This window comes from Streptacidiphilus sp. EB103A (assembly GCF_041261405.1).
GTDB lineage: Bacteria > Actinomycetota > Actinomycetes > Streptomycetales > Streptomycetaceae > Streptacidiphilus.
In genome coordinates this window covers 138,721-163,730 of the sequence record NZ_JBGCAQ010000011.1, presented here as the reverse complement: position 1 = coordinate 163,730, position 25,010 = coordinate 138,721, and the positions used below count along the sequence as shown (strand labels likewise).

22 protein-coding genes and 2 tRNA genes are annotated in these 25,010 nt (G+C 70.2%); 3 read left to right on the top strand and 21 right to left on the bottom strand.

The annotated features are described in order from the left end of the window. Positions 1-11: 11 nt before the first annotated feature. The 9 genes from rodA to ABH941_RS19695 form a co-directional block, all read right to left on the bottom strand. On the bottom strand, positions 12-1,235 hold the full coding sequence (rodA, locus tag ABH941_RS19735; RefSeq protein ID WP_370130729.1) for a rod shape-determining protein RodA: 1,224 nt from the start codon (positions 1,233-1,235) through the stop codon (positions 12-14). Then, on the bottom strand, positions 1,232-3,454 hold the full coding sequence (mrdA, locus tag ABH941_RS19730) for a penicillin-binding protein 2 (protein WP_370130728.1): 2,223 nt from the start codon (positions 3,452-3,454) through the stop codon (positions 1,232-1,234). Before mrdA ends, rodA begins: the two co-directional genes overlap by 4 nt. A 28-nt stretch (positions 3,455-3,482) precedes the next feature. Further along, complete coding sequence (mreD, locus tag ABH941_RS19725; protein WP_370130727.1) at positions 3,483-4,181, bottom strand: rod shape-determining protein MreD; 699 nt, start codon at positions 4,179-4,181, stop codon at positions 3,483-3,485. 4 nt (positions 4,182-4,185) lie between these two features. Then, the gene (gene mreC, locus ABH941_RS19720; RefSeq protein WP_370130726.1) at positions 4,186-5,091 is read right to left on the bottom strand and encodes a rod shape-determining protein MreC; all 906 of its coding nucleotides are present in this window, start codon (positions 5,089-5,091) and stop codon (positions 4,186-4,188) included. A gap of 88 nt (positions 5,092-5,179) precedes the next feature. Next, positions 5,180-6,205 carry a rod shape-determining protein gene (locus ABH941_RS19715; protein ID WP_030250637.1) on the bottom strand — a complete coding sequence of 342 codons (1,026 nt, stop codon included), beginning with the start codon at positions 6,203-6,205 and terminating at the stop codon, positions 5,180-5,182. Between the two features lie 249 nt (positions 6,206-6,454). Beyond that, positions 6,455-6,868, bottom strand: a complete 414-nt coding sequence (ndk, locus tag ABH941_RS19710) for a nucleoside-diphosphate kinase (protein ID WP_370130725.1) — start codon at positions 6,866-6,868, stop codon at positions 6,455-6,457. A gap of 126 nt (positions 6,869-6,994) precedes the next feature. Further along, the gene (locus tag ABH941_RS19705; protein ID WP_134005098.1) at positions 6,995-7,327 is read right to left on the bottom strand and encodes a DUF4233 domain-containing protein; all 333 of its coding nucleotides are present in this window, start codon (positions 7,325-7,327) and stop codon (positions 6,995-6,997) included. Positions 7,328-7,365: 38 nt separating this feature from the next. Beyond that, positions 7,366-8,781 (bottom strand): folylpolyglutamate synthase/dihydrofolate synthase family protein, encoded by a 1,416-nt coding sequence (locus ABH941_RS19700; RefSeq protein ID WP_370130724.1) that lies wholly within the window; start codon positions 8,779-8,781, stop codon positions 7,366-7,368. A 98-nt stretch (positions 8,782-8,879) separates the two neighbouring features. Further along, positions 8,880-11,462: a valine--tRNA ligase gene (locus ABH941_RS19695; RefSeq protein ID WP_370130833.1), complete on the bottom strand. Its 2,583-nt coding sequence runs from the start codon at positions 11,460-11,462 to the stop codon at positions 8,880-8,882. Between the two features lie 294 nt (positions 11,463-11,756). Here ABH941_RS19695 and ABH941_RS19690 point away from each other — a divergent pair, with 294 nt between their 5' ends. Then, positions 11,757-12,524: a peptidylprolyl isomerase gene (locus tag ABH941_RS19690; protein WP_370130723.1), complete on the top strand. Its 768-nt coding sequence runs from the start codon at positions 11,757-11,759 to the stop codon at positions 12,522-12,524. Between the two features lie 84 nt (positions 12,525-12,608). On the opposite strand, the gene clpX is transcribed toward ABH941_RS19690, so the two are convergent. The 6 genes from clpX to ABH941_RS19660 all read right to left on the bottom strand — a co-directional run bounded on the left by clpX (position 12,609) and on the right by ABH941_RS19660 (position 19,079). Then, positions 12,609-13,892, bottom strand: a complete 1,284-nt coding sequence (gene clpX / locus ABH941_RS19685) for an ATP-dependent Clp protease ATP-binding subunit ClpX (RefSeq protein ID WP_134005092.1) — start codon at positions 13,890-13,892, stop codon at positions 12,609-12,611. Positions 13,893-14,158: 266 nt separating this feature from the next. Further along, a complete protein-coding gene (locus ABH941_RS19680; protein WP_134005090.1) occupies positions 14,159-14,821 on the bottom strand; it encodes an ATP-dependent Clp protease proteolytic subunit in 663 nt (220 codons plus the stop codon). A gap of 75 nt (positions 14,822-14,896) precedes the next feature. Further along, the gene (locus ABH941_RS19675) at positions 14,897-15,514 is read right to left on the bottom strand and encodes an ATP-dependent Clp protease proteolytic subunit (RefSeq protein WP_370130832.1); all 618 of its coding nucleotides are present in this window, start codon (positions 15,512-15,514) and stop codon (positions 14,897-14,899) included. A 312-nt stretch (positions 15,515-15,826) separates the two neighbouring features. Then, the gene (gene tig / locus ABH941_RS19670) at positions 15,827-17,221 is read right to left on the bottom strand and encodes a trigger factor (RefSeq protein WP_370130722.1); all 1,395 of its coding nucleotides are present in this window, start codon (positions 17,219-17,221) and stop codon (positions 15,827-15,829) included. A gap of 262 nt (positions 17,222-17,483) precedes the next feature. Further along, on the bottom strand, positions 17,484-18,959 hold the full coding sequence (locus ABH941_RS19665; RefSeq protein ID WP_370130721.1) for an MDR family MFS transporter: 1,476 nt from the start codon (positions 18,957-18,959) through the stop codon (positions 17,484-17,486). Positions 18,960-19,002: 43 nt separating this feature from the next. Then, a tRNA-Pro gene (locus tag ABH941_RS19660) sits at positions 19,003-19,079 on the bottom strand. A gap of 178 nt (positions 19,080-19,257) precedes the next feature. Here ABH941_RS19660 and ABH941_RS19655 point away from each other — a divergent pair. Continuing rightward, positions 19,258-19,331, top strand: a tRNA-Gly gene (locus ABH941_RS19655). A 236-nt stretch (positions 19,332-19,567) separates the two neighbouring features. Further along, positions 19,568-20,332 carry a DUF6348 family protein gene (locus ABH941_RS19650; RefSeq protein ID WP_370130720.1) on the top strand — a complete coding sequence of 255 codons (765 nt, stop codon included), beginning with the start codon at positions 19,568-19,570 and terminating at the stop codon, positions 20,330-20,332. A gap of 22 nt (positions 20,333-20,354) precedes the next feature. Here the strand turns inward: ABH941_RS19650 and ABH941_RS19645 are convergent, their stop codons facing one another. From ABH941_RS19645 to ABH941_RS19620, 6 genes are all read right to left on the bottom strand, one after another. After that, the gene (locus tag ABH941_RS19645) at positions 20,355-20,552 is read right to left on the bottom strand and encodes a hypothetical protein (RefSeq protein WP_134005082.1); all 198 of its coding nucleotides are present in this window, start codon (positions 20,550-20,552) and stop codon (positions 20,355-20,357) included. 255 nt (positions 20,553-20,807) lie between these two features. Further along, complete coding sequence (locus tag ABH941_RS19640; RefSeq protein WP_370130719.1) at positions 20,808-21,965, bottom strand: PP2C family protein-serine/threonine phosphatase; 1,158 nt, start codon at positions 21,963-21,965, stop codon at positions 20,808-20,810. A 51-nt stretch (positions 21,966-22,016) separates the two neighbouring features. Next, positions 22,017-22,892, bottom strand: a complete 876-nt coding sequence (locus tag ABH941_RS19635) for an Fpg/Nei family DNA glycosylase (RefSeq protein ID WP_370130718.1) — start codon at positions 22,890-22,892, stop codon at positions 22,017-22,019. Positions 22,893-22,903: 11 nt separating this feature from the next. Next, on the bottom strand, positions 22,904-23,389 hold the full coding sequence (locus tag ABH941_RS19630) for a ribose-5-phosphate isomerase (protein ID WP_134005075.1): 486 nt from the start codon (positions 23,387-23,389) through the stop codon (positions 22,904-22,906). Positions 23,390-23,443: 54 nt separating this feature from the next. Next, the gene (locus ABH941_RS19625; RefSeq protein ID WP_370130717.1) at positions 23,444-24,046 is read right to left on the bottom strand and encodes a biotin transporter BioY; all 603 of its coding nucleotides are present in this window, start codon (positions 24,044-24,046) and stop codon (positions 23,444-23,446) included. A 203-nt stretch (positions 24,047-24,249) separates the two neighbouring features. Next, positions 24,250-24,885, bottom strand: coding sequence for a DsbA family protein (locus ABH941_RS19620; RefSeq protein ID WP_134005071.1), 636 nt, complete (start codon positions 24,883-24,885; stop codon positions 24,250-24,252). Positions 24,886-25,010 lie beyond the last annotated feature (125 nt).

Sequence of the window (25,010 nt, the reverse complement as noted above, 5' to 3'; positions counted from 1 at the left end):
TGCCGGGACGCTCATGCCGTTATGTCGCGGTGCATCTTCACCGACTGCAGCAGTCCGATGCCGACCCAGATGGCGAACATCGAGGAGCCGCCGTAGCTGACGAAGGGCAGCGGGATACCGGCCACCGGCATGATGCCCAGGGTCATCCCGATGTTCTCGAAGCCCTGGAAGCCGAACCAGGCGACCACCCCGGCGGCGACGACGGTGCTGTAGAGGTCGTTGGCCTGGCGGGCGATACGACAGGCCCGCCAGAGCACCACGCCGAGCAGCACGATGATCAGTCCGGCGCCGATGAAGCCCAGTTCCTCCCCGGCGACGGTGAAGACGAAGTCGGTCTGCTGCTCGGGAACGAACTGCCCGGTGGTCTGGGTGCCGTGGAACAGGCCCTTGCCGAGCAGGCCGCCGGAGCCGATGGCGATCCTGGCCTGGGCGGTGTTGTAGCCCACGCCGGAAGGGTCCAGGCCCGGGTCGGCGAAGGCCGCGAAGCGGGCGATCTGGTACTGCTTCAGCACATGCAGCTGGACGATGACGAAGGCGCCGGCTCCGCCGACCGCGATCAGGCCGAACAGCCAGCGCTTGGGCGCTCCCGAGGCCAGCAGCACGCCCAGGATGATCACGACCATGACCATGGTGGAGCCCAGGTCGGGCATCAGCAGGATGATCCCGATCGGGACCGCCGCCAGCGCCAGCGCCTGGACGATGGAGCGGCTGTCGGGGAAGGCCCGCTCCCCCGCGTCCACCCGGGCGGACAGCAGGGTGGCCATGCCCAGGATGATCGCGATCTTGCAGAACTCGGAGGGCTGCACCGAGAAGCCGCCGCCCAGCACGATCCAGGAGTGCGCCCCGTTGACGGTGGAGCCCAGCGGGCTGAGCACGGCGAGGACGCCGAGCACGGCCAGCCCGTACACCACCGGCGCGATGGTGCGCAGCCGCTGGTGGCCCAGCAGCACCACGCCGACGCACAGGCCGAGGCCGATGGCCAGGTTCATCAGATGGCGGATCAGGAAGTACTGCGGGTCGCCGTGGTTGATCTCGGTGCGGCTGCGGGTCGCCGACCACACCAGCAGGGCGCCGATGCCGGACAGGGCCAGCGCGGCGAAGGCCAGGATCCAGTCCATCCGGCGCAGCGGGGACTCCCGGGCCACCAGCCTGCTGACAGCGCCGCGCCTGGGCGCGTAGCGGGGCGCGCGGTAGCCGGCGCCCGCCCCGGCGCTCCAGTTTCCCTGGGCGGTCATGCGAGCACCCTCCGCTCCGGGGCGAGCGCGAAGGCAGCCGACAGGCCGGTGCCGGTGCCCGGCAGCGGGGTGGTCGGCGTCGGCGCCAACGGGCTCCCGGCGGCGCTCAGCGTGTAGGCCGTCTGCTGGGCCTGGGTGACGCTGCCATCGGCGTGGAAGGTCGGCAGGTTCTGCTGCGGGACGGGCAGCAGCGCCTTCTTGGGGTCGATGCTGTTGTCCGGCTGGATCCCGTACAGCGCGTTGTAGATGTTGCGGACCGCGGGCCCGGAGCCGCCCGATCCGGTACCACCCTGGGAGATGGTCATGACGACGGCGTAGTCCTTGGTGTAGGTGTCGAACCAGGACGTGGTCTGCTTGCCGACGACCTCCGCGGTACCGGTCTTGGCATGCAGGGCGATCTTGTCCTGCGGCCAGCCCTGGAACTTCCACGCGGCGGTGCCCGAGGTGATGACGTTGGCGGTGGCCTGGTCGATGTACTGGATGGTCCGCTGGGTGTCCGGCAGCTTGCCCTGGACCACCGGCGCGAGGTTCCTGACGACCTTTCCGGTCGGCGAGACCACGGCCTTGGCGATCTGCGGCTGGTACAGCGTCCCGCCGTTGGCCAGGGCCGAGTAGATCCGGGCCATCTGGATCGGGGTGACCAGGGTGTCGCCCTGGCCGATCGCGTAGTTGACCTCGTCACCGGCGCGCAGGGTGGCGAAGTCGGTGCAGTCCTCCTTGGCGATGGCGGTCGCGTAGTCGTTCTTGCCGCTCTGCGCCTGCTTGCACCAGGTGTCCTTCATGGCGTCGTAGTACGCCTGGTGCCAGGCCCGGTCCGGGACCCGCCCGGAGGCCTCGCTGGGCAGGTCGATGCCGGTCCTCTTGCCCAGGCCGAACTGGTGCGCCGTCTTGTAGAGCCAGTCCGCTGGCGCCTTCGGCTTGGTGCCGCCGTCCTTGAGCCACTGGCTGTAGGCGATGTTGTAGAAGACGGTGTCGCAGGACACCTCCAGGGCCTTCGACAGGTTGATGGCGCCGAAGTTCTCGCCCTCGAAGTTCTTGAACACCCGGCCGCCGATGGTCATCGAGGAGGTGCAGGGGAAGGTGTCGCTGTAGCTGTAGCCCGCGTTGAGGGCGCCCGAGGTGGTGACCACCTTGAAGGTCGAGCCCGGTGCGCTCTGACCCTGTATGGCCCGGTTCAGCAGCGGGAAGTCGGAGGAGTTGCTGGTCAGCGCCTTGTAGTCGGTGGCGGAGATCCCGCCGCTCCAGATGTTGGGGTCAAACGTCGGCGCGCTGGCCATGGCCACCACCCGTCCGGTGTGGACGTCCATGACCACGACCGCGCCGGAGTCGGCCTTGAAGTTCTGCTGGGTGACCTTGTCGTAGGTCTTGCGGAGCGTCTCCAGCGCCTGCTGGAGCTGCTTCTCGGCGATGCTCTGGATCCGGGCGTCGATGCTGGTCACCACATCGTCGCCGGGCTGGGCCGCGGTGCCGCCGGCGCTGCCCTGGACCCGGCCCAGGTTGTCGACCTCCAGGTCGTTGGTGCCGGGCTTGCCGCGCAGCGCGCTGTCGTACACCGACTCCAGGCCGGAGCGGCCGATCTGGTCGGAGGCGGCGTAGGCGGACTTGCCGTCGGCGCCGGTCGCGGCGGTGATCTCGTCCTGGGTGACCGGGGAGAGGTAGCCGAGGACCTGGGCCGCGTTGGCGCCGCTGGGCGCCGGGTAGGTGCGGACCGCGGTGGGGTCGGCGGTCACTCCGGGGAAGTCCTCGCGGCGCTCCATGATCTGCATGGCCTGCTGAGTGGTCGCCTTGTCGGTGACCGGGATCGGCTGGTAGGGCGAACCGTTCCAGCAGGGCTGCGGGGTCTTCGCGTCGCAGAGCCTGACCTTGTCGTGGACCTCCGCCGCCGGCATCCCGAGCACCTGGGCCAACCGGTTCAGCACCGCCTTGCCGCCGTCCTTCTGCTGCAGCAGCGAGGTCCGGCTGACCGAGACCACCAGCTGGGTCTCGTTGTCGGCCAGCGGCTTGCCGTTGGCGTCCAGGATCTCGCCGCGCACGGCCGGCACCAGCACCGTGCGGATGTGGTTGGACGAGGCCTGGTCCTGGTACTGCTGGCCGTTGCGGATCTGCAGGTACCAGAGCCGTCCGCCCAGGGTGGCCAGCAGTGACAGCACCAGGACCTGGAGGATCAGCAGGCGTCCGGTGACCCGGCCGGTGCGGCCGGTCTGCGGGATGTTGGTCATGGGTGTCGCTTCCCGCCCCTGGGGGCAACTACTTGCCGCTGGTCTTGACCTTGGTACGGCCGGAACGTGATCCGCCGAAACCGGAGACGGTGCCGAGGCCCGCGCTGCCGCCGCTGCGGCTGCCGCTCTGGCCGAACATCGAGCCGCGCCGGCCCAGGCCGACCTTGGCGGTCTTCTGCGGGCCGCCGCCGGAACCCGCGGTGCCGCCACCGCTGCTGACCGGCACCGCGATCGAGCGTCTGGCCAGCGCCATCACCCCCGGCACCACGAACGGGGCCAGCAGCACGTCGTAGATCACCGAGGTGACCAGCAGGCTGCCGACGCCGACATGCCGCGCCGCCGAGTCGCCGACCAGCGCGCCGACGCCGGCGTAGAGCAGGGTCGCGGTGAACGCCGCGGCGGCGACCACCAGCAGCGGCGTCAGCACCGAGCGGATCTGGCCGCTCTCCGGCCGCAGCAGACCCGCCGCGTAGCCGAGCAGGCAGAGCACCAGCGCGTAGCGGCCCACCGCGTGGTCCGAGGGCGGCGCCAGGTCGGCGAGCAGCCCGGCGCCGAAGCCGACCAGGCAGCCGCCCTGCGGCCCGTACACCAGGGCGAGCCCTATCACCACCAGCAGCATCAGGTCGGGCACGGCGCCGGGCAGCCCGAGCCTGGCGAACACGCTCACCTGGACGACCAGGGCGACGACGACCAGCACGGTGGAGAGCAGGATGCGGTGCAGCCACATGGGACTAGTGGGCCTTCCCGTTGGCGGACTTGCTGGCGGGCGTGCTGGTCGGCTTGGGCGGCAGCACGGCGTCCCTGGGGTCGGTGGCCGGCGGCTGGACCACCACGCCGACCAGGTCCAGGCTGGTGAAGTTGACGAAGGGTCGGACCAGGACGGTGCGGGTCAGCTGGCCCGGGTCGTTCTCCACCTTGATCACCGTGCCGACCGGGACACCGGGGACGAACGGGCGGTCGTTCTGCGAACCGAAGGTCACCATCCGGTCCCCCGCCTTGACGGTGGCCTGCGCGCTCAGCAGCTCCACCCGCAGCGGGCCGGTGCCCTCGCCGGTGGCAACGCCCACCTCGCCGCTGCCCTCCATCCGGGTGCCGACCGAGAAGCCCGGGTCGCTGGCCAGCAGCACGGTGGAGGTGGTGGGGCCCACCGTGGTGATCCGGCCGACCAGGCCGTCGCCGTTGATGACGGTCATGTCGCGCTTGATGCCGTCGTTGCTGCCGATGTCGATGGTGACCGTCCAGGAGAAGCCCTGGGCCGCGCCGATGGCCACCACCTGGGCGGCCTTGACGGTGTACTGGCCCGCTCCGGCGGCGCCCAGCATCCGGCTCAGCTCGGTGGACTGGCCGCGGGCCAGGTCGGAGCTGTTCAACTGCTGCTTGAGCTGCAGGTTCTGCTGCTCCAGCGCGCTGATGCGGTTGTGCTGCGCACTGGCGTCGGTGACGGAGTGGACGGTGTCGGCCACCGGGTTGACCAGACCGGACACCCCGCTCTCGACCGGCCCGAGGACGGAGGCGGCGACATTCCTCGGACCGTTCAGCGGGGAGGCGTCACCGCCCCGGATGTCCACGGTGATCAGCGCGAACGCCACCGCGATCAGCAGGACCAGCAGCAGCCGGCTCTCTCGTGTGTCCCTCACGGTCCTCGGCGGTGCCCTTCGCTGTCGTCGTGTGCGTCTTGGGTGCCCGGCGGACCGGTTGAGCCGGCGTCAGGTCCGGTACGTCAGGTCAGCGGCGCGGCTGGGCGTCCAGCACCTGCTGGAGCACCTCGAAGTCCTCGACCACCTGTCCCGAGCCAAGGGCCACCGAGTCCAGCGGGTTCTCCGCGATGTGGACCGGCATCCCGGTCTCCCGGCGCAGCCGCTCGTCCAGGCCGCGCAGCAGAGCGCCGCCCCCGGTGAGAACGATGCCGCGGTCCATGATGTCACCGGCGAGTTCCGGCGGGCACTGGTCCAGCGTGGTCTTGACGGCGTCGATGATCTGGTTGACCGGCTCCTCGATGGCCTGCCGGACCTCGGCCGCGGAGATCACGATGGTCTTCGGCAGCCCGCTGACCAGGTCCCGGCCGCGCAGCTCGCTGTGCTCCTCCTTGTCCCCGTCGACGGGGTGGGCGGAGCCGATGGTCATCTTGATGTTCTCGGCGCTGCGCTCGCCGAGCAGCAGCGAGTACTCCTTCTTGATGTGCTGGATGATCGCGTTGTCCAGCTCGTCCCCGGCCACCCGGATCGACTGCGCGGTGACGATGCCGCCCAGCGAGATCACGGCGACCTCGGTGGTGCCGCCGCCGATGTCGACCACCATGTTGCCGGTGGGCTCGTGCACCGGCAGGCCGGCGCCGATCGCCGCGGCCATCGGTTCCTCGATGATGTGCACCTGGCGCGCCCCGGCCTGGGCCGCCGCCTCGATCACGGCGCGCCGCTCGACCCCGGTGATGCCGCTGGGCACGCAGACGACGACGCGCGGGCGGGCCAGGTAGCGGCGCCGGTGGATCTTGAGGATGAAGTAGCGGAGCATCCGCTCGGTGATCTCGAAGTCGGCGATCACCCCGTCCTTCATCGGCCGGATGGCCACCACGTTGCCCGGGGTCCGCCCGATCATCCGCTTGGCCTCGGTGCCGACGGCCAGGATGCTGCCGGTGTTGGTGTTCACCGCGACGACCGACGGCTCGTTGAGGACGATCCCCCGGCCCCTGACGTACACCAGCGTGTTGGCGGTGCCGAGGTCGACAGCCATGTCACGACCGATGAACGACATGTTGTTCGCCATGGGTATGCGGGGCCTTCCCGAGGTCGAGGGGTTTGGGGCGGCGGGCCGTCCCCATGGTAGCCAAGTGCGCACTGAGGGTGACGACTGACCCTCTGCCATTGTCGGGGCAGACGATCACATTTCCTGCTATTGGGACGCTGGTGTCGGCTGCGCAGTTCCCAGAGAGTCCGGGGTCAGGAATATGATATTCCGTTTTGTGCATGATCCGACAGAAGCGGGGCCGGAGAAGACGGCGTGTCAGCTCAGACCGGGGAAGAAGATCTTGATCTCGCGCTCGGCCGAAGCCTCCGAGTCCGAGGCGTGGATCAGGTTCTCCCGGGTGATGGTGGCGAAGTCACCGCGGATGGTGCCGGGGCCCGCCTCCAGCGGATTGGTCTTGCCGGCCAGCGCGCGGACACCCTCGATCACGCTTTCGCCCTCCACGATCAGCGCCACCACCGGGCCCGAGGACATGAACTCCATCAGCGGCTCGTAGAACGGCTTGCCCAGGTGCTCGCCGTAGTGCTGCTCCAGCGTGGCGGTGTCCAGGGTGCGCAGTTCCATCGCGGCGAAGGTCCAGTTCGCCTTGCGCTCGATCCGGCTGATGATCTCACCGACGAGGCCACGTCGGGTGGCGTCGGGCTTCAGGAGGACGAGGGTGCGCTGCGGCATGGAGGAACTCCGAGGGGGTCGAGCCGAACGGGTGGGGAGGGTGAATGCGCGGGGGCGGGGCGCACAACCCGGAGGGTGTGCCGAGCCTACCCGAGACGGCCTGGGCACTCGAACGCCAGGTGGACATCAGCTCGCTTGTGCACGTGCTGTTTTGATGATGTCAATCTTTCGGCCGTAGTGGACCGAGGCCCACCAGAGCGCCGCAAAGATGACACCGAGTCCGTACATCATCCCCACCACCGCGCCGCTGGCGATCAGTGCGAGCTGCAGCACCCAGCCGACCGCGACCGCGCCCGGACGGGTGATGACGCCGCAGAGCAGCACGCACAGGGCCATCGCGGCGCCGCAGACCGACCACAGCGTGGTCGAGGAGACATCGGACAGGTGCATCGCGACCAGAGCGGCGAAGCCGACCACCATCGCCTCGGCGATGAGCGTGGACGAGCAGAGGGTGCGCACGGGAGGCCTTTCGGACCGGAAGGTACGGGACGTGGGTGTCAGCGGCGGTTGCGGCTGAGCAGGATGCGGGCCTCGCCCACGGTGATGATCGAGCCGGTGACCAGGACGCCGGAGCCGCCCAGGTCACCCTCCTCCTCCGCCAGGGTCACCGCCGCCTCGATGGCGTCGTCCAGACGGGTCTCCACCAGCACCCGGTCCGGGCCGAAGATCTCGACGGCCTGCTCGGCGAGGGTGTCGATGGAGGTGGCCCGCTGGGTCGAGTTCTGGGTGATCACGACCTCGGCGAGGACCGGCTCCAGCGCCTCCAGCAGCCCGCCGGAGTCCTTGTCACCGCTGGTGCCGATCACCCCGATCAGCCGGCTGAAGCCGAAGGACTCGCCGATGGCGTCGGCGGTGACCCGGGCCCCGGCCGGGTTGTGGGCGGCGTCCAGCACGATGGTCGGGCTGCGGCGGACCACCTCGAGCCGGCCCGGGGAGCTGACCCCGGAGAACGCCGCGCGGACCTTGTCGACGTCCAGCGGCTGCTGGTGCGCGGCGCCGACGCCGAAGAAGCCCTCGACCGCGGCCAGCGCCAGCGCGGCGTTCTGCGCCTGGTGGGCGCCGTGCAGCGGGATGAAGACCTCGGTGTACTCGTGCCCGGAGATGCCGCGCAGGGTCAGCAGCTGGCCGCCGACCGCGACGTCCCGGTGCACCACGCCGAACTCCATGCCCTCCCGGGCCACCACGGCGTCGTGCTCGACGGCGCGCCGCAGGATCACCTCGGCGGCGTCCAGCGGCTGCTGGGCCACCACCGCCAGCGCGCCCTTCTTGATGACCCCGGACTTCTCCACCGCGATCTCGCCGGGCGTGTCGCCGAGCTTGTCGGTGTGGTCCAGCGAGATCGGGGCGATCACCGAGACCGGGGCCTCGATGACATTGGTGGCGTCCCAGGAGCCGCCCATGCCGACCTCGATCACGGCGACGTCCACCGGCGCCTCGGCGAAGGCGGCGTAGGCCATCCCGGTGAGGATCTCGAAGAAGGACATCGGGATCGGCTGCGAGGCGTCCACCATGCCGATGTACGGCTCGATGTCGCGGTAGGTGTGGACGAACAGCTCGGGGCTGATCGGCTCCCCGTCCAGGCTGATCCGCTCGGTCACCGACTCCACGTGCGGGCTGGTGTAGCGGCCGGTGCGCAGCTCGAAGTGGCGCAGCAGCTGTTCGACCATCCGGGCCGTGCTGGTCTTGCCGTTGGTGCCGGTGATGTGGATCGAGGGGTAGGCGCGCTGGGGCTGGCCCAGGATGTCCATCAGCGCCGTGATCCGGTCCAGCGAGGGTTCGATCTTGGTCTCCGGCCAGCGCGCGGCCAGCTCCGCCTCGACGGCACGCAGCTGCGCGGCGGGATCGTTCGAGCTGCGGTCGTTCGAGGTCGCGTCGGCGTCGTTCGGCGGGGTGGTGCGGGATGCGTCGCTCACCCCGCCAGTCTACGGAGCGCGGGAGGGACCGGCCGACGGCGGGGCACGCACGGACGAGGGGGCGCCCCCGACTCGGGAGCGCCCCCTCTGCCTGTGCCTCAGCCGGCCGGCAGCGCCGCGATCTGGGCGGTCAGGCGGGTGATGTCGGACTCGGCCTTGGCCTGCCGGGCGTGGATCTTCTCGACCGCGGCCGGGGCCGCCTTGGCCAGGAATGCCTCGTTGGCGAGCTTGGCCCTGGCCTGGGTCAGCTCCTTCTCGGCGTTGGCGAGGTCCTTGCTCAGACGCTTGCGCTCGGCGGCGACGTCGATGGTGCCGGACAGGTCCAGCGCCACGGTGGCGTCGGCGACCGCGAGGGTCGCCGTCGCGCTGAAGTCCGCCCCGGCCGGCTGGAGCTTGGCCAGCGAGCGCAGCGCGCCCTCGTGCGCCGCCAGCGCGGTGCCGGACAGGTCCAGCCGGGCCGGGACCTTCTGGCCGTCCTTGAGTCCCTGGTCGGCGCGGAACCGGCGGATCTCGGTGATCACCTGCTGCAGCTGGGCGATCTCCGCCTCGGCGGCCGCGTCCGCGCGGGAGGCGTCCACGGTCGGCCACGCGGCGACCACCACGGACTCCCGGCCGGTCAGCGTCGTCCACAGGGCGTCGGTGACGAAGGGGATCACCGGGTGCACCAGCCGCAGGGTGACCTCCAGGACCTCGCCCAGCACCCGGCGCGAGGCGTCGGCCTGCGGACCGCCCTCGGCCAGCACCGACTTGGACAGCTCGACGTACCAGTCGAAGACCTCGTCCCAGGCGAAGTGGTAGAGGGCGTCGCTGAGCTTGGCGAACTGGTAGTCCTCGTAGAGGCCGTCGACCTCGGCGATGACCGTGTTGAGCCGGGACAGGATCCAGCGGTCGGTGGCGGTGAGCTGCTCGGCGGCCGGGAGCGGGCCCTCCAGGGTCGCGCCGTTCATCAGCGCGAAGCGGGTGGCGTTCCAGACCTTGTTGCAGAAGTTGCGGGAGGCCTTGACCCAGTCCTCGCCGATCGGCACGTCGGCGCCCGGGTTGGCGCCGCTGGCCAGGGTGAACCGGACCGCGTCGGCGCCGAACTCGTTCATCCAGTCCAGCGGGTCGACGGCAGTGCCGGAGGACTTGGACATCTTCTTGCCGAACTGGTCGCGGACCAGGCCGGTGAGGGCGATGGTGTGGAACGGCGCCTGGCCGTCCATCGCGTACAGGCCGAACATCATCATCCGGGCGACCCAGAAGAAGATGATGTCGTGGCCGGTCAGCAGGACGTCGGTCGGGTAGAACTTCTCCAGGTCACGGGTCTGCTCGGGCCAGCCCAGGGTGGAGAAGGGCCACAGCGCGCTGGAGAACCAGGTGTCCAGGACGTCGGGGTCCTGGTGCCAGCCCTCTCCGGTGGGCGGCTGCTCGTCCGGGCCGACGCAGACGACCTCGCCGTCCGGGCCGTACCAGACCGGGATCCGGTGGCCCCACCACAGCTGGCGCGAGATGCACCAGTCGTACATGTTGTCGACCCAGCTGAAGTAGCGGCCCTCCAGCTCCTTGGGGTGGATCTGGACCCGGCCGTCACGGACCGCCTCGGCGGCGGGCCCGGCCAGCGGGGCGACCTTGACCCACCACTGCAGCGACAGCCGCGGCTCCACCACGGTGTGACAGCGCGAGCAGTGCCCGACGGCGTGCATGTAGGGGCGCTTCTCGGCGACGATGCGGCCCTGCTCGCGCAGGGTACCGACGACGGCGTCCCGGGCCTCGAAGCGGTCCAGGCCGAGGAACGGGCCGTGCACGGTGATGACGCCGTGCTCGTCCAGCACGTTGATGTTGGGCAGGTTGTGCCGCTGGCCGATGGCGAAGTCATTGGGGTCGTGGGCCGGGGTGACCTTGACCGCGCCGGTGCCGAACTCCGGGTCGACGTGCTCGTCGGCGACGACCGGGATCCGACGGTCCGTCAGCGGCAGGGCGATGGCGCGGCCGACGAGGTGGGCGTAGCGCGGGTCGTCCGGGTGGACCGCGACCGCGGTGTCGCCGAGCAGGGTCTCGGCGCGGGTGGTGGCGACGACGACGGAGTCCTCGCCGTCCCCGTAGCGGATCGAGACCAGCTCGCCGGCCCGGTCCTCGTGCTCGACCTCGATGTCGGAGAGCGCGGTGAGGCAGCGGGGGCACCAGTTGATGATGCGTTCGGCGCGGTAGATCAGGCCGTCGTCGAACAGCTTCTTGAAGATGGTCTGGACGGCCTGGGAGAGGCCCTCGTCCATGGTGAAGCGCTCACGGGACCAGTCGACGCCGTCGCCGAGGCGACGCATCTGGCCGAGGATCCGGCCGCCGTACTGCTCCTTCCACTCCCAGACCTTCTCGACGAAGGCTTCCCGGCCGATGTCGTGCCGGGACAGGCCCTGCTCGGCGAGCTGTTGCTCGACCTTGTTCTGGGTGGCGATGCCGGCATGGTCCATGCCGGGAAGCCACAGGGCCTCGAAGCCGAGCATGCGCTTGCGCCGGGTCAGCGCGTCCATCAGCGTGTGCTGGAAGGCGTGTCCCAGGTGCAGGGCGCCGGTGACGTTGGGCGGCGGGATGACGATGGTGTACGGCGGCTTCTCGCTCTTGGCGTCGGCCTCGAAGTAGCCCCGCTCGATCCAGCGCTTGTACAGCGGGCCTTCTACCTCCGCCGGCGAGTACTGGGTCGGCAGGGTGTTCGGCTGGGCGCTGTGGTCCCCGGCGTTCGCGTCGTGCGCGTCAGGCTCGGGGCGCTGGTTCGTGTCGGTCACGACGCACAGTTTACGAGGCGTGGGGGCGTGGTAACGAACGGCTTACTCCAGCTTCCCGGGGCGCGACGCCCCGTACCCCTGCGGAGCCCCGGTCGGCGTTGATCCCCTCGCTCACCCCCACTCGGGTGCGGGGTCCGCTGGCTCGGCCGCGCCTCCCGCGCGGTGGGGCTGCGGCTGGATTCACTTGAGCACGGCGTGAACGACAGGAGGACTCAGGTGAGCAGCGGAGACGGCGGCAACGAAAGGGGCGGCGCTGCGGAGCGGAACGCGGCGCGGCGCCGGCGGATCGAGGAGCTTCGGGCCGCCGAGAAGGCGAAGCTCAAGAAGCGGCGGTCGCTGTTCGCGCTGGCCGGTGTGGTGGTGGTCGCGCTGGTCGCCGGCGGCATCGTCTGGGCGACGACCCGGCCGGTCTTCTGCGGTGACGCCGCCTCGGGCGGTCCCAACGGCAAGCAGTGGACGACCGCGCCGGCCATGTCGATCGACACCTCCGCCGCCTACTCCGCGACGCTGAAGACCTCCTGCGGCGACATCGGCATCAAATTGGACGCCAAGAACGCGCCGCAGACCGTCAACAGCTTCGTCCACCTGGCCCAGCAGGACTACTTCGACCACACCAAGTGCCACCGGCTAACCAGCAGCGGCATCTATGTGCTGCAGTGCGGCGACCCGACCGGCACCGGCAGCGGCGGCCCCGGCTACACCCTCCCCGACGAGTACCTCAAGGATCCGGCGATCCAGGGCGGTACCTACCCGGCCGGAACGGTCGCGATGGCCAACACCGGGGCCGCCCACACCGGCGGGAGCCAGTTCTTCCTGGTCTACCAGGCCAGCCAACTCGCCGCGAGCTACACGCCGTTCGGCACCATCACCTCGGGGCTGGACATCCTGCGGCACATCGCCAGGGACGGGGTCCAGGGCGGCGGCACCGACGGCAAGCCCAAGGACAATGTCGTGATCAACAGCGTTCCGGTGACCAAGGACTGACCCGGGATCAGACATGCGGGAACCCCGCCCGGACACACGGTCCGAGCGGGGTTCTGACCCACTGACGCAGACGGAAGACCGCGGCTACGCCGACTTCTCGCGGCGCTCCCGCTGGGTGCGCAGATCGCGCGGGACCAGCGTCGGGTTGACGTGCTCCAGGACGACGTCCTCGGTGACCACCACGCGGGCGACGTCCTTGCGCGAGGGCACCTCGTACATCACGGACATCAGCACCTCCTCCATGATGGCGCGCAGACCGCGGGCGCCGGTGGAGCGCTTGATGGCCTGGTCGGCGATGGCGTCCAGCGCGGTGTCGGAGAACTCCAGCTCGACGCCGTCCAGCTCGAACAGCCGCCGGTACTGCTTGACCAGGGCGTTCTTGGGCTCGGTGAGGATCTGCAGCAGCGCGTCCCGGTCCAGGTTGTGGACGCTGGTGATGACCGGCAGACGGCCGATGAACTCCGGGATCATCCCGAACTTCACCAGGTCCTCCGGCATGACCGCGCGGAACTGGTCGCTGGACTCGATCTCGTGCTTGGACCGGATCGTCGCGCCGAAGCCGATGCCCTTCTTGCCGGCCCGCGACTCGATGATGCGCTCCAGGCCGGAGAAGGCGCCGCCCACGATGAACAGCACGTTCGTCGTGTCGATCTGGATGAACTCCTGGTGCGGGTGCTTGCGGCCGCCCTGCGGGGGCACCGAGGCGGTGGTCCCCTCCAGGATCTTCAGCAGCGCCTGCTGCACGCCCTCGCCGGAGACGTCGCGGGTGATCGACGGGTTCTCGCTCTTACGGGCGACCTTGTCGATCTCGTCGATGTAGATGATGCCGGTCTCGGCCTTCTTGACGTCGTAGTCAGCGGCCTGGATCAGCTTCAGCAGGATGTTCTCGACGTCCTCGCCGACATAGCCGGCCTCGGTCAGCGCCGTGGCGTCCGCGATCGCGAAGGGCACGTTCAGCATCCGGGCCAGGGTCTGCGCCAGCAGGGTCTTGCCGGAGCCGGTCGGGCCCAGCAGCAGGATGTTGGACTTGGCCAGCTCGATGCCCTCGTCCCGGCCGTGCTTGCCGTTCTCACCCGCCTGCACGCGCTTGTAGTGGTTGTAGACGGCCACGGAGAGTGACTTCTTCGCCGCCTCCTGGCCCACCACGTACCCGTCGAGGAACTCGTAGATCTCGCGGGGCTTGGGCAGCTCCTCGAACCTCACCTCCGAGGTCTCCGCGAGCTCCTCTTCGATGATCTCGTTGCACAGGTCGATGCACTCGTCGCAGATGTACACGCCGGGCCCGGCAATGAGCTTCTTCACCTGCTTCTGGCTCTTTCCGCAGAACGAGCACTTGAGCAGGTCGCCACCGTCACCGATGCGTGCCACGAGGTGAATCCCCTTCGCCAAAGGCTCCGTGGGGCAGGAGCCTGGTGCTTGGTTTCCGACGGTACTCCGTCAGGAGCCCCGATCCGCCGACTTCGGCGGTCTTCCCTCTTCCGCCCTGGGCGAAGTGCCGTCAGGGTGAGCGATGCAGGGCGCGGCAATTTTGAGAGTGCCTGTCACCGATGGTGCCAGGCCGGGGCCCCCGCTCCAATAGCCGGGGGCCGACGGACTGCGTGGTACTCGTCTCAGTGACTGGACCGGAACCGGTCTCAGTCGTTGAGCGAGCTCTTTCGGGTCGAGGTGATCTGGTCGATCAGCCCGTACTCCAGCGCCTCGGCGGCAGTGAGGATCTTGTCGCGCTCGATGTCCTCGCTGATCTGCTGCGGGGACTGGTGCGAGTGCTTGGACAGCATCTCCTCCAGCTGCTCCCGCATCCGCTGGATCTCCGCGGCCTGGATCTCCAGGTCGGAGACCTGGCCGCGGCCGGTCTCGGTGTACGGCTGGTGGATCAGGATCCGGGCGTTCGGCAGCGCCAGGCGCTTGCCGGGGGCGCCGGCCGCCAGCAGCACCGCGGCGGCGGAGGCCGCCTGGCCCATGCAGACGGTCGCCACGTCGGGCTTCACGAACTGCATGGTGTCGTAGATCGCGGTCAGCGCCGTGAAGGAGCCGCCGGGCGAGTTGATGTACATGGAGATGTCCCGGTCCGGGTCCATCGACTCCAGGCAGATCAGCTGCGCCATGATGTCGTTCGCGGAGACGTCGTCCACCTGGGAGCCCAGGAAGATGATGCGCTCCTCGAAGAGCTTGGCGTACGGGTCGTACTCACGCACGCCCTGCGAGGTGCGCTCGACGAAGCGCGGGACGATGTAGCGGCCCTCGGCGCGCATGTCCTCGATGCGCCGCTCGGCGCTGGACAGGCTGGGGATGTTCATAACGGGTGTGGCCTCTCCGGAAGCGTACGGACTTGGTTCGTGGGCGGGGCGGTGCCGATCGGCTCGACGAGCCGGTCAGGCGCCGGTGCCGCCGCCGCCGGGGACGTCCGCGGCGCTGTGCATGATGCCGTCGATCAGGCCGTACTCCATGGCCTCCTGCGGCTGGAACCAGCGGTCGCGGTCGGAGTCCTTGGTGACCTGCTCGACGGTCTGACCGCTGTGCTCGGCGATCAGCTCGGCCATCCGGTGCTTCAGGCGGACCAGCTGCTGGGCCTGGATGCGGATGTCGGTGGCGGAGCCGCCGAGGCCGGCCGAGGGCTGGTGCATCAGGATCTCGGCGTTGGGGAGCGCGAAGCGCTTGCCCTTGGCGCCGGCCGTGAGCAGGAACTGCCCCATCGAGGCGGCCATGCCCATGGCGATGGTGACCACGTCGTTCTTGATGTACTGCATCGTGTCGTAGATCGCCATGCCCGCGGTGACCGAGCCGCCGGGCGAGTTGATGTACAGGAAGATGTCCCGGTCCGGGTCGGACGCGAGCAGCAGCAGCTGCGCGGTGATCTTGTTGGCGATCTCGTCGTCGACCTGCTGGCCGAGGAAGATGATGCGCTCGTTGAGCAGACGGTTGAAGACCTGGTCGCCGAGACCGCCGCCGCCGATGTCACCGGCTGCGGTGGGGGCCATCAGGCCGGGCATCTGGAACTGGGGAGTCATCACGTAATCCACCCGCTCATTGTGTTCGGACGGCTGATCGTCCACCGTCACTGCGTCTCTTACGAAGGCCGGTACGGAGGCCCGGTTGCACCGGGAAAGCCTGACGGACAGTCCTGATGGACCGACAGTCACCCTGCCCCTCGTACCAAGGACCCTAACGCGCAGGCAGGGCCTGGCCATCCCCTACACAGAACTGTTCGCTGTGAGCGCAGGGTGACCGGCGACGCCGGAAGGGCCCGGACGCATGCCGCGTCCGGGCCCTTCCGTGGGTGCTGCTGCAGGGCTCGGTGAGACTCAGGCCTCGGTCGTCCCGGTCACCTCGGCGACGGTCTCCGCGGCGGCCTCGACGATCTCGTCCTCGTCCTCATCGTCCTCGAAGTCGACGACCTCGCCGTTGGTGTCGACCACCTTGGCGGACTCCACGACGACCGCGAGGGCCTTTCCACGGACGACCTCGCCGACCAGCAGCGGGACCTGGCCGCCCTCGACGACCTGCTGGGCGAACTGGTCGGGCGTCATGCCCGAGCCGGCCGCGCGGCGCAGCAGGTGCTCGGTGAGCTCCTCCTGGTTGACCGCGAGCTCCTCCTTGGACGCGATGGCGTCCAGGACGAACTGGGTCTTGATGCCCTTCTGGGCCTGCTCCAGCAGCTCGGTCTCGAACTCCTCGGCGGTCTTGCCCTGGAGCTTGAGGTAGCCGTCCAGGTCGATGCCCATCTGCGGCAGCTGGTGGTGCTCCAGGTTGTGCTTGCGGGTCTCCAGCTCGTCCGCGAGCAGCTTCTCCGGGTACGGCATCTCGATGAGCTCCATGAGCTTGTCGAGCACGCGCTCCTGGGCCTGGGTGGCCTGGTCGAACTCCTTCATCCGGACCAGCCGCTTGCGGGAGTCGTCCTTGAGCTCCTCCAGGGTGTCGAACTCGCTGGCGAGCTGGGCGAACTCGTCGTCCAGGGCCGGGAGTTCCTTCTCCTGGACGGTGGTCAGGCTGACCGTGACCTCGGAGTCCTTGCCCTCGGCGCTGCCGCCCTTGAGCTCGGTGGTGAAGGTGGCGGTGCCGCCGGCCTCCAGGCCGGTCAGGGCCTCGTCGATGCCGTCGAGCAGGCGGCCGGAGCCGATCTCGTAGCTGACGCCGGTGGCGGTGCCGTCCTCGGGGACCTCACCGTCGACCTTGGCCTCCAGGTCGACGACCACGACATCGCCCTCGGCCGCGGCGCGCTCGACGGTCTTCAGCGAGGCGAAGCGGTCGCGGAGCTGGTTCAGGCTCTCCTCGACGTCCTCGTCGGACACGGCGATCGGGTCGACCTCGACCTCGATGGCGCTGTAGTCCGGGAGGGTGATCTCGGGGCGGATGTCCACCTCGGCGGTGAACTTCAGGTCGCCGCCGTCCGCGATCTTCTCGACGCCCTCGAGGCCGTCGATGTCGGGCTGGCCGAGGACATCGAGCTTGGACTCGTCGACGGCCTGGGTGTAGAAGCGCGGCAGGGCGTCGTTGACAGCCTCTTCCAGCACCGCGGCACGGCCGAAGCGCTGGTCGATGACGCGAGCCGGGATCTTGCCCTTACGGAAGCCCGGCACCGTGACCTGCTGGTTGATCTTCTTGTACGCCGCGTCGAGGCTGGGCTTGAGCTCCTCGAAGGGCACCTCGACGGTGAGTCGAACCCGGGTCGGGTTCAGAGTCTCCACGGCGCTCTTCACGGTTGGGTCTCCTTGGGGGCTTGCGGTCGGGGTGTCCGCCGCCCACCCCGTTTTCACCGGAGTACGGCGAGCACGGGGCGCACGGCGAGACGGGTGATGAGTCAGAGGCGACTTCGCCCGCCGGGGTGGGTGGACGGTGAGCTCGCTCCTCGCCCTCGGGCGAGTGTCCGCACCGCTTCTCCCTGCGGAGACGCGCACGTGGACAGCCGCCAGCGGTCCATCCTACCGGTACCACAATCTGCATTGGTCCCGCCGGGAGGGGTCAGCTGTCCCGGCTCTGCGCCGGGACCATCGCGGGACCCTTCGCCCGGGGCTTCCGCACCATGGTGGGGGCCGCGTCCCGGTCGGAGACGAACAGCGACAGCACGGCCGCGACCAGGGCGAGACCGGCCGCGACCAGGAACGCCGTGTGGTAGGCCGCCAGGTTCGCGCTCGGCGTACCGGCCGGGCCCGTGGTCACCGTCCCGACGGCGCTCAGGACGGTGCTGAGCAGGGCCACCCCCAGCGCCGGCCCGAGCCGGCTCTGGACGTTGAAGAGGGTGGAGGCCCGGCCGGTCGCGGCCGACGAGACGGTCGCGAAGGCGGCCGTCTGGGTCGGCATGAAGATGTGGGCCATGGAGAACCCGGTCGCGAACATCAGCGCGCGGGCCGCCCAGACGCTGGTCGCCGGGGTGAGCAGCGACAGCAGCCCGACGGCGACGGCGACCCCGACGGCGCCCGCGGCCATCAGTCGGCGTGGCCCGATCCGCGGATAGAGCCGGCTGACGATCTGCGAGGCCAGCATCACCCCGAGCGCCTCGGGGAAGGTGTTGAGGCCGGTCCGGAAGGCGGTCGCGCCGACGGCGTCCTGGTAGAAGAGGGGGAAGGTGAAGAGCGTGCCCAGGAACGCGGCACCGGAGACCAGGCTGACCAGGTTGGTGGCGCGGAACAGGCGGTCCTTGAAGAGCCGCAGGTCCAGCATCGGGTCGTCGGTCCGCAGTTCCACCACGACCAGCGCGGCCACGGCGGCGATGCCGACGACCGCGGGGAGCACGATCCCCGCGGTCCCCCAGCCCTTGTCCGCCCCCTCGGCGAGGGCGTAGGTGGCCGCACCGAAGCCGACGGCGGCCAGCAGAAAACCCGCGGCGTCGAAGCGGCCGGCCCGCTCGGAGCGGAAGTCCGGCAGGAACAGCAGCCCGAACACCATGGCGACGATGCCGATCGGGACGTTGACGATGAACACCCAGTGCCAGGAGGCGGCGTCCACCAGCCAGCCGCCCAGCACCGGCCCCAGCGCCGGGGCGACCGCGGTCGGCACCATCAGCACCCGGTTCGCCCGCATCCGCTCCTCCTGCGGGAAGGCGCGCAACAGCATCGTCATGCCGACCGGGTTGAGCATGCCGCCGCCGGCGCCCTGGAGGATCCGGTAGAGGCTGAGCTGCTGGAGGTCAGCGGCGGTCCCGCAGAGCAGTGACGCGAGAGTGAAGACGGCGAGCGCGGTGAGGAAGACCCTGCGGGTGCCGAAGCGGTCGCCGAGCCACCCGGAGAGCGGCACGAAGACCGCGAGGCTGACCAGGTAGCCCACATTGACGACGCCGATGGAGGCCGCGTCCACATGGAACTGGTCGCCGATGGAGGGGAGCGCCACATTGACGATCGTGGTGTCCATGATCGACATGAACAGCGCGGAGACGAAGACGACCGCGACGGCGGTCTTGGCGGCTATCCGCGGACGGCGTGGCTGCGCTGCTGCGGACATGGCTGGGGCACGCCTTCCGGGTCATCCGGGTACGACAGATACGTGGTCGGGGTGACCGGATTCGAACCGACGACCTTCCGCTCCCAAAGCGGACGCGCTACCAAACTGCGCCACACCCCGTACCGTCCGACGTGCCGAACGACACGTAGCGTACATGCAGATCCCCGGCGCTTCGCCCGCTTTTCCCCGCGCCGCCCCCATCCGGCCGACGTCCGGCCGCCACGCCGGACAACCGGTGTGCATCCGCCCGACCAGGTCCGCTAGGCTGTCCCCCGAACGCGCCGCACCGGTGCGCTCTGCGGGCGTAGCTCAATGGTAGAGCCCTAGTCTTCCAAACTAGCTACGCGGGTTCGATTCCCGTCGCCCGCTCCACACGGATCGGCCCCAGTTCAGCGAGATGATCGCTGGACCGGGGCCGATCTGTTTTGCACGCGTCAGAACTGGTGCGAGGGGCGGGCGGGGGCGGGTACGCTCCCGGAAGCGAGATGTTCACCCGGTTTCCCCCCACAATCTCCACAGGGCCTGCTCCGCCCAGGGGTTGTGCGGGCGGAGCAGGGGTTGCTCTCCGGAGCGTTCAGGTACGGCCCTCACACACACGGAGAGACCCTGTGCGCAGGCTCCAGGTCATACAGCGCAGCGTGGTGCGCGAAATGGCTTGCCTCGGGCGGGAGTTCCAGGCTGAGGAAGGCATCGTCCGCGGTCCCGGGACAACCGCCGTGGCGGTGCGGGAGCACGTCGGGCAGGGCGGCGGGCATGTCGACCTCGGGTATGTGCTGAGGATCGGCGAGGGCGGCGGGCCGGTGGTGTGGGACTGCGCCGCCGGGCTCGGGCGGACCGAGGAGGAGCAGCTCCAGAACGCCGTACGGATGTGGCGGACCACGACCGCGTCCGCGGTGGTGGAGATGCTGGACCGGCGTGGCGTCCACGGCGACCATGTGGCGCCGGGTGCGGCCGGGGGTGTCGCCGGGTGGCATGCCGTGCAGGGGCCTGCCTGTGTGTTCGGGTTCCGGAGCGGACCGCTGGGCGACTGGGTGGCGGAGCATCAACTGCTGCCCGCGGTCGCGGAGGTGGTGCTCCCCCATCTGAACGACCCGGTGCTGAACGGGGTGAAGTTCTTCTTCGGCGGGCGTTCCGGTGACGAGGTCGCCGAGGTTCGGGTGAACGGCGAGCCGGTCGCCGAGGCGTCGGCCGCGCTGCGGCGGCTGTCATGGCCGCGTGGCGAACGGCTGGCCTGGGCCCGCTGTTTTGTCCTGCTGGCAGCCGATCCGCTGAGCCTGCGCGGGGCGGAGGGTGGCGCGGAGCCCGCCGGCGCCGCCGTGGACGGGCGGCGCGCCGCGGCAGGGGCGCTGCTGCGGCGGTGGCGGGAACGCTGAAGCCGACTCTTGCTGAAAACCGTTACTTCGTCAGATTGTTGATGGTGGTGGCGATCTGGTTCAGGAAGGTCTGGATGGGCGCCGCCGCAGAGGTCTTGGCCAGAAAGAATCCGAAGAGCATCGCGAGGATGGCGTAGCCGATCTTCATGCTCCCGTTCCTGATGAACACGATCAACAGGATGCCCAGCAGGACAACTGCGGAGAAGGAGAAGGTTGTCACGCGGTTCCACTTCCTCGTTCATGACATGCTCGGGGCCCGGGCCACCCGGCAGGCCGGTCCGCCGCGCCGTGCATCGACACTGCCTCCCCCCTCCCCATGGCCGACAATCAGTGTCTCCGGAGCAGCAGGTTCCGTAAAGCATTTCCGGAAGACAGCTCCGCAAGTGATCACTATTCGGCCGAGATTGGCCGAACAGCACGTCGGAGCTCATGCGGGTGATGTTACAGGTGTGGCGAACTGGGCATCGGGGGACGGCTATTCGCGCCAGATCAGCAGCAGCGCGCGGTCGTCGTTGAGGTCCTTGGCGACGGTCTCGATGAGCCGCCAAGCCGTCCCGACGAAGGGCGAGCCGATCAGCCGATCCGCCTCACCCATCAGCCGGTCCATGCCCTCGGAGAGATCGCGGCCCGGGGCCTCGACCATGCCGTCGGTGCAGAGCATCAGGACGTCGCCGCGCTCCAGCCGGCCGCGCAGCCCGGTGAACTTGGCGCCCTCGAAGATGCCGAGGAGCGGGCCCTCGGCCTCCTTGGTCTCCCAGTGGCCCTTGCCCATGCAGCGCTGCATGCCGGGGAGGTGGCCGGCCGACAGCAGCTCGTACTCGCCGGTGTCCAGGTCCAGGACCAGGTGGACGGCGCTGGCGAAGCCCTCGTCCCACTCCTGGCGCAGCAGGTAGCCGTTGGCGGCCGGGAGGAAGTCGTGCGGCGGCAGAGAGCCGAGCAGCCCGCCGAAGGCGCCGGAGAGCAGCAGCGCCCGGGAGCCCGCGTCCATGCCCTTGCCGGAGACGTCGGCCAGCACCGCCTCCAGGACCCGGCTGCCGTCGCCGGTGCGGGCGGCGACCAGGAAGTCGCCGGAGAAGGACTGGCCGCCGGCCGGGCGCAGCGCCATCTCGGCGTGCCAGCCGTCGGGCAGCGCCGGGATCTGTGACTGCACCTTGAGGCGCTCGCGCAGGTCGAACAGCATGGTGCCGCCGCCGCGCCAGGGGACGCCGACGCGACTGCGGAGCTGGGCGACGAGCAGGCCGCCGGCCCCGACCGCGCCCACGACCAGCACACTGCCCGGGGTGACCCGGCCCGGACCGAGGTGGTACGGCCCCAGCATGGCCGCCTCCACGGCCAGCGCGGAGGCCGCGGCGGCGTAGAGCAGCACCAGGCTGCTGGGCCGCAGCAGCAGCGCCCCGGCGAGGACCGGCAGGACCAGGGCGGTCGGCGGGCACCAGATCGAGTCCAGCAGGGTGACCGCGGTGATGAGGGGCACCAGCAGGAACAGCACCCCGAAGGCGAACCAGTCCGAGGCGTCGCCGCGGAAGTAGTCGACGGCGGATCGGCGCAGCCGACGTCGGGCCCGGTAGAGCGCCCTGCGCCCCCGTGCCGACTTCGTATCCCGAGGTGGCGCCCCGGACGCTCCGTCCGTCATCCAGGTCGACCCTACCGAGCGGGCGCGGTCCGCGTCGACGCTCCCCGGGAACTACGGCCGGTAGTGGGGTGTGGAAGGCTGACAGGTGGGGCACCAGAACAGGTTGCGGCCGGCGTGGGTGGCGGCGCTGACCGGGGTCGCGCAGACCAGGCAGGGCTGGTCTGCGCGCCGGTAGACGTACACCTCACCGCCATGGGCGTCCTCGCGGGCCGGGCGGCCCATGGCCTGCGGGGTGTGCTCGGGGCGGACCGTGTCGATCCAGCCGTCGCGGACGCCGTCGGCCATCAGCAGGGTGAGGTCGGTCCAGACCGCGTCCCACTGGGCCCGGGTGAGGGCCCGGCCGGGCAGCCGCGGATCGATGCCCTGCCGGAACAGCACCTCGGCACGGTAGATGTTGCCGACGCCGGAGAGGACCTTCTGGTCCATCAGCAGGGCGGCGACGGTGGTGGTGCTGCGGCTGACCCGCTGCCAGGCCCGCTCCGGGACCGAGTCGCCGCGCAGCGGGTCGGGGCCCAGCCGCCGGTGCACCTCCTGCTTCTCCGGGTCGCTGATCAGGGCGCAGGTGGTGGGGCCGCGGAGGTCGGCGTGGGCGGTGTCGGCCGCGGTGCTCATCCGGAGCCGGATCTGGCCGGTGGGGGCCGGTGCCGGGCCCTCGCCGAAGCGGACCTTGCCGTAGAGGCCGAGGTGGATGTGGATCCAGTCGGCAGTTCCTGTGGGGCCGGAAGCGGACTCGGACGCGGTCGTGGGGCCGCCGAAGCCGAGGAAGAGGTGTTTGCCGTGGGCCTCGGTGCTGGTGAGCGGGCGTCCGTCGAGGCGGAGCGCGGCCTGGGCGAAGGGCCCCTGCGGGCTGGAGACGCGCACGGACTCGCCGCCGAACACCTGTCGGTATGCGGCGGCGAGTCGATGGAGGGTGTGGCCTTCGGGCATCTGAGGTGCGGTCAGCCCTGCGGGTGGTGGGCGGGGACCGGCGGGAGCTCGCCGGTGGTCTCGTACTCGCTGATCATGTCGATCCGGCGGATGTGGCGCGGGTCCTCGGAGAACGGGGTCGCCAGGAAGACCTCGACGAACTTGGTGGCCTCGTCCAGGGAGTGCATCCGGGCCCCGACGCTGATCACATTGGCGTTGTTGTGCTGACGGCCGAGGGTGGCCGTCTCGGTGCTCCAGGCCAGTGCCGCGCGGACGCCCTTGACCTTGTTCGCGGCGATGGCCTCACCGTTGCCGGAGCCGCCGATCACGATGCCCAGCGCCTGCGGGTCGGCCGCGGTGCGCTCGGCGGCGCGGAGGATGAACGGGGGGTAGTCGTCCACCGCGTCGTAGATGTGCGGCCCGCAGTCGACCGGTTCGTGACCGGCGGTGGTCAGCCACTCGACGAGGTGCTGCTTGAGTTCGTATCCGGCATGGTCGGATCCCAGGTACACGCGCATGGCGTCAGTGTGGCACGAGCCGGTGACGGTGCGCTGGTCAGCCCTGGCCGGGACCTAACGGCCGAGCAGCTTCCAGGAGGCGGGGAGCAGGCCCATGGCGAGGGCGACCTTGGCGGCGTCGCCCAGGAGGTAGGGGTAGAGGCCGAGCGAGGCGGCCTCGCCGAGGCCGATGTGGAGCGAGACGGCCAAGTAGGGGACGCCGACGGCGTAGATGGCCAGATTGCCCAGCACCATCGCACCGGCGGTGCGCAGCGGGCTGCGGTCGGCGCCGCGCCGGGCCAGCTCGCCGACGAGGGCTCCGGCGAGGACGAAGCCGATGATGTAGCCGAGGGTGACCCCGCTGCCAGAGCTGCCGGCCGCGAACCACGGCACGCCGGCCAGGCCGGCCACCAGGTAAAGGCCCATGGCGGCGACTCCGCGGCGGGTGCCGAGGGCGGTGCCGACCAGCAGCGCGGCCAGGGTCTGGCCGGTGACCGGGACGGGCGAGCCGGGGACGGGCACGGAGAGCTGTGCGGCTATGCCGGTGAGGGCGGCGCCGCCGAGGACCAGGGCGAGGTCGCGGGCCAGGGCGCGGGCGCGGGTGGCGGCGGGCAGCAGGTCGGCCAGGACGGCGGCGGGGCGGGTGGCCGCAGGGGCGGCGGTGGCGGCGAGGGCCATGGGGGTCTCCGGGCAGGGGGAGGGACGGAGTCTGTGTTAACGACTGTGAACCTATCCGCCTGGCGGGCTGTGCGGGTATGGCGTTCCCCACAAAAGGGCTGGTCAGTACGTTGGTGCCTCCGGGCAGTCGGGGCGCGGGGGACTGTGCGCGGTTGTGCGTGGCTGGTCGCGCAGTTCCTCGCGCCCCTGTCGGGGCCCGAGATCTACTCGAAGCTGGGGCCGGCGGTGCGGGTGCGCTTGATCTCGTAGAAGCCCGGGGTGGAGGCGACCAGGAGGGTGCCGTCCCAGAGGCGGGCCGCGGCCTCGCCGCGCGGGGTCGGGGTGACCACCGGGCCGAAGAAGGCGACGCGCTCGCCGTCCGCGCCGGGGACCGCTATCACCGGGGTGCCGACGTCCTGGCCGACCAGGTCGATGCCCTCCTTGTGGGAGGCGCGCAGGGCCTCGTCGTACTCGGTGGAGTCGGCGGCCTCCGCCAGCTCGACCGGCAGACCCGCGTCGGCCAGCGCCGCCGCGATGGTCTCCTTGGTGCGCGGCTCGGCCTGGTTGTGGAAACGGGTGCCGAGGGCGTTGTAGAGGTCGCCGAGGACCTTGTCGCCGTGCGCCTGGGCAGCCGCGATGCAGACCCGGACCGGGCCCCAGGCCTCGGTCAGGAACGCGCGGTACTCCTCGGGGATGTCCTTGTCCGCGTTGAGCACAGCGAGGCTCATCACATGCCAGCGCACCTGGACGGGACGCTGCTGCTCGACCTCCAGCATCCAGCGCGAGGTCATCCAGGCCCACGGGCAGAGCGGGTCGAACCAGAAGTCAGCGGTCACAGGGGTGGCGGTTGTTGCGGACATGGGTCCTCCGGTGCCAGGAACGTGCGGTCAACGTGGCGAACAGAGGGAAGCGCACGGGCATTCCCGCCTTCGCGGCCGCACACCGGTGTTGTCGGTGGACCGTGAAAGGATGCCGGGAACAGGTG